Origin of the sequence: Streptomyces sp. SID9727 (assembly GCF_010550605.1) — a bacterium.
Taxonomy (GTDB): domain Bacteria; phylum Actinomycetota; class Actinomycetes; order Streptomycetales; family Streptomycetaceae; genus Streptomyces.
Genome location: NZ_JAAGNI010000268.1, coordinates 1 through 3,188, shown reverse-complemented (window position 1 = coordinate 3,188; position 3,188 = coordinate 1). Strand labels below are relative to the sequence as shown.

Sequence of the window (3,188 nt, the reverse complement as noted above, 5' to 3'; positions counted from 1 at the left end):
CCCGGCGGCCTATCCGCGCCGCGTCCCGCTGCGCGGCGCGGGCCTCGCGCCGCGCCCTGCGCCGCTCGCGGCGCAACTGCCGGGCCGAGCTGCTGGGCTCGGAGACCACGCCGTTGCGCTGGTTCCACACCTGGCGGGTGACCCAGACGTCCAGCACCGCCCAGGTCGCCACCACCGTGCTCGCCACCCCGGTCAGCACCATCGGGAAGGAGAGCCAGGAGCCGGCCAGCGCGGTGAGGAACGCCACCATCGCCAGAATCATCGTCAACGACATGACGAGCACCGCCCGCACCGCCGCCGTGCGCACCGGGTCGGGCATGCGCCTGCGCGTCGCCGCCTCCTCCACCCACAGCGGCGGCCGCTCCGGCGCGCCCGCGTCCCCCGTCGGTTCCACCGCGCTCTCACGCTCCCGTGTGTCCAAGGCCCTTCACTCCCACCGCTGTCCGACTTCAGGGTTGCTGCCCGGCATACACCCTTTCTACGCGGACCGTCCGTCCCGTCCGCCCGAGCGTGTCCCGTTGGTCCCCCCTACCCCCGTACAGACAGACGAGTGGTCGGCGGTGAAGATTCCTCCCAGCCGTCACGAAACGAAGAATTCCAGCCAACCGGGACGTGAAGGAACGTGCCATGCCCCAGGGCCTCTTCTGTCGCTTTCGTGAATTTCATCTCCCGGAATACCGGGACAAGCCATGGTCAACTCCCGGTAAGGCGGCCGAAAATCGTCCGGACACGCCTTCGAGTTGTCCGTCTGTCGGTAGTAGGCTCGCGCCGTTTGTTGACGAAACCCGTCCCCGGTCCCGCGGGGATGACCTGGGGGAGGCCATGCGCTTTCGCGGAAAGTCCATCCGCAGGAAGATCGTGGCGTTGCTCGTGGTGCCCCTCGTATCGCTCACCGCCCTCTGGGGATTCGCCACCTATCTCACCGGGCGCGAGGCCGGAAAACTGCTCAGCGCGAGCACCGTCGTGGAGAAGGTCGGCCACCCCCTCGAAGACACCGTCCGGGTCATCCAGAGCGAACGCCGCCAGACCCTCGTCTTCCTCGCCGACCCGCGCGCGTCCGACGCCCTGCCGGTACTGCGCAGGCAGCGCGCCGCCACCGACCGGGTCGTGGCCGAGGTACGCGAGAGCGCCGGGCAGAAGGACATCCGCGACGCGCTCGGCGCGACCGCCGAAACCCAGCTCGGCTCGATACTCGGCGCCGTCGAAGGACTCGACGCCCTGCGCGACTCCGTCGACAGACGCACCATCGGCCGGCTCAAGGCGATGGCCTACTACAACCGCCTGATCGACCCCTGCTACCGATTCCTGTCCGGCCTGCACACCATGGAGAACGTCTCCATGGACCGGCAGGTCCGGGCCCTGACGGGTATATCCCGCGCCCGGGAAATGCTCTCCCGCGAAGACGCCCTGGTCGCCTCCGGACTTCTGGCCGGCCGCCTCACCGCCGCCGAACTCCGCCAGATATCCGACCTCGTCGCTCAGCGCGGCCTGCTCTACGAGACCACCCTCGACCTCCTCCCCGCCTCCGAACGCCGCCGCGTCCAGCAGTACTGGCAGGGCCCGGACAGCGAACCCCTCCGCTCCGCCGAGGACGGGATCGTCTCCCGGGGCCCCACCACCAGCCCGCGCACCGCCGACGCCGCCCGCTGGCAGGAGGTCGCCCCGGCCGCTCTGGAACGGCTGGCCAACGACTCGACGGAGATGAGCAACCGCTTCAAGGACCGGGGCAAACCCGCCGGCTACGGCATCCTGATCAAGGCGGGCATCGCCGGCGTCCTCGGCTTCCTCGCCCTCGTCGTCTCGGTCTTCGTCTCCGTGCGCATCGGCCGCGAGCTCGTCCGCGACCTCACCCGGCTCCGCAAGGACGCCCACGAGGTCGCCGGCGTACGGCTGCCGAGCGTGATGCGCCGCCTCGCCGCCGGCGAACAGGTGGACGTGGAGACCGAGTCCCCGCACCTCCAGTACGAGCGCGACGAGATCGGCCAGGTCGGCCAGGCCCTCAACACCCTGCAACGCGCCGCCGTCGAGGCCGCCGTCAAACAGGCCGACATGCGCCGCGGCGTCTCCGAGGTCTTCGTCAACCTCGCCCGCCGCAACCAGGTCCTGCTCCACCGCCAGCTCACGCTCCTGGACACCATGGAGCGCCGCACCGAGAACACCGACGAACTCGCCGACCTCTTCCGGCTCGACCACCTCACCACCCGCATGCGCAGGCACGCCGAGGGCCTGGTGATCCTCTCCGGTGCGGCCCCCTCCCGGCAGTGGCGCAAGCCCATCCAGCTGATGGACGTGGTCCGGGCCGCCGTCGCCGAGGTCGAGGACTACGAACGCATCGAGGTCCGCCGGCTGCCCCGGATCGGGGTGGGCGGCCCGGCCGTCGCCGACCTCACCCACCTGATCGCCGAACTCCTGGAGAACGCCACGGTGTTCTCGCCCCCGCACACCGCGGTCCAGGTGCACGGCGAGCGCGTCGCCAACGGCTTCACCCTGGAGATCCACGACCGGGGCCTCGGCATGCACCCCGACGTCCTGCTCGACGCCAACCTCCGGCTCGCCGAGACCCCCGAGTTCGAGCTCTCCGACACCGACCGCCTCGGCCTCTTCGTGGTCAGCCGGCTCGCCCAGCGGCAGAACGTCCGGGTGTCCCTCCAGACCTCCCCGTACGGCGGCACCACCGCCGTCGTCTTCATCCCGGCCGCCCTCCTCACCGACGCCCCCGAGTCGCACGGCACCGGCTTCCGCCTCGACCGCAGGGCCGAGAAGGCCATCGCCGGCAGCACCCCGGGCGGCGATCCGCGCAGCCCCGAGGCCGACGACCCGGTGCCGGGCCGGCCGAGCGGCCTCTCACCGGTCCCCACCGGACTGGTCGACCCGGCCCTGCTCAACGGGCCCGTCGAGCTGGAGGGCGACGAACCGCTGGACTTCACCCGCGACCCGGTCCTCGAAGCGGTGACGGGCCCCGGGCTCGACTCCGTGCTCGACGGCGTCTCCGACCTGGAGGACACCGAGAGCGAGCGCGGCGGCATCTTCCGCGCCCGCGCCCTGCGCCGCGACGCCGACCGCGAGCAGCACCAGCAGGCCCCCGACGACGGTGTGCGGGCCCTGCACCCCGAGGGAGTCCGGCCGCTGCCCCGCCGGCGCCGCCCGCCGACGCTGGTCACCGACCGAGGCCGCCGGGTCGACGGGGG

2 protein-coding genes are annotated in these 3,188 nt (G+C 71.9%); one reads left to right on the top strand and one right to left on the bottom strand.

The features are described from left to right. On the bottom strand, nt 1–394 hold a 394-nt coding region (locus tag G3I41_RS17550), incomplete at its 3' end, for a hypothetical protein (RefSeq protein ID WP_343242158.1). A 428-nt stretch (nt 395–822) separates the two neighbouring features. Between G3I41_RS17550 and G3I41_RS17545 the strand changes: the two genes are divergently transcribed. Continuing rightward, nucleotides 823–3,188: nitrate- and nitrite sensing domain-containing protein (locus tag G3I41_RS17545; protein WP_203601236.1), on the top strand; the 2,366-nt coding region annotated here is incomplete at its 3' end.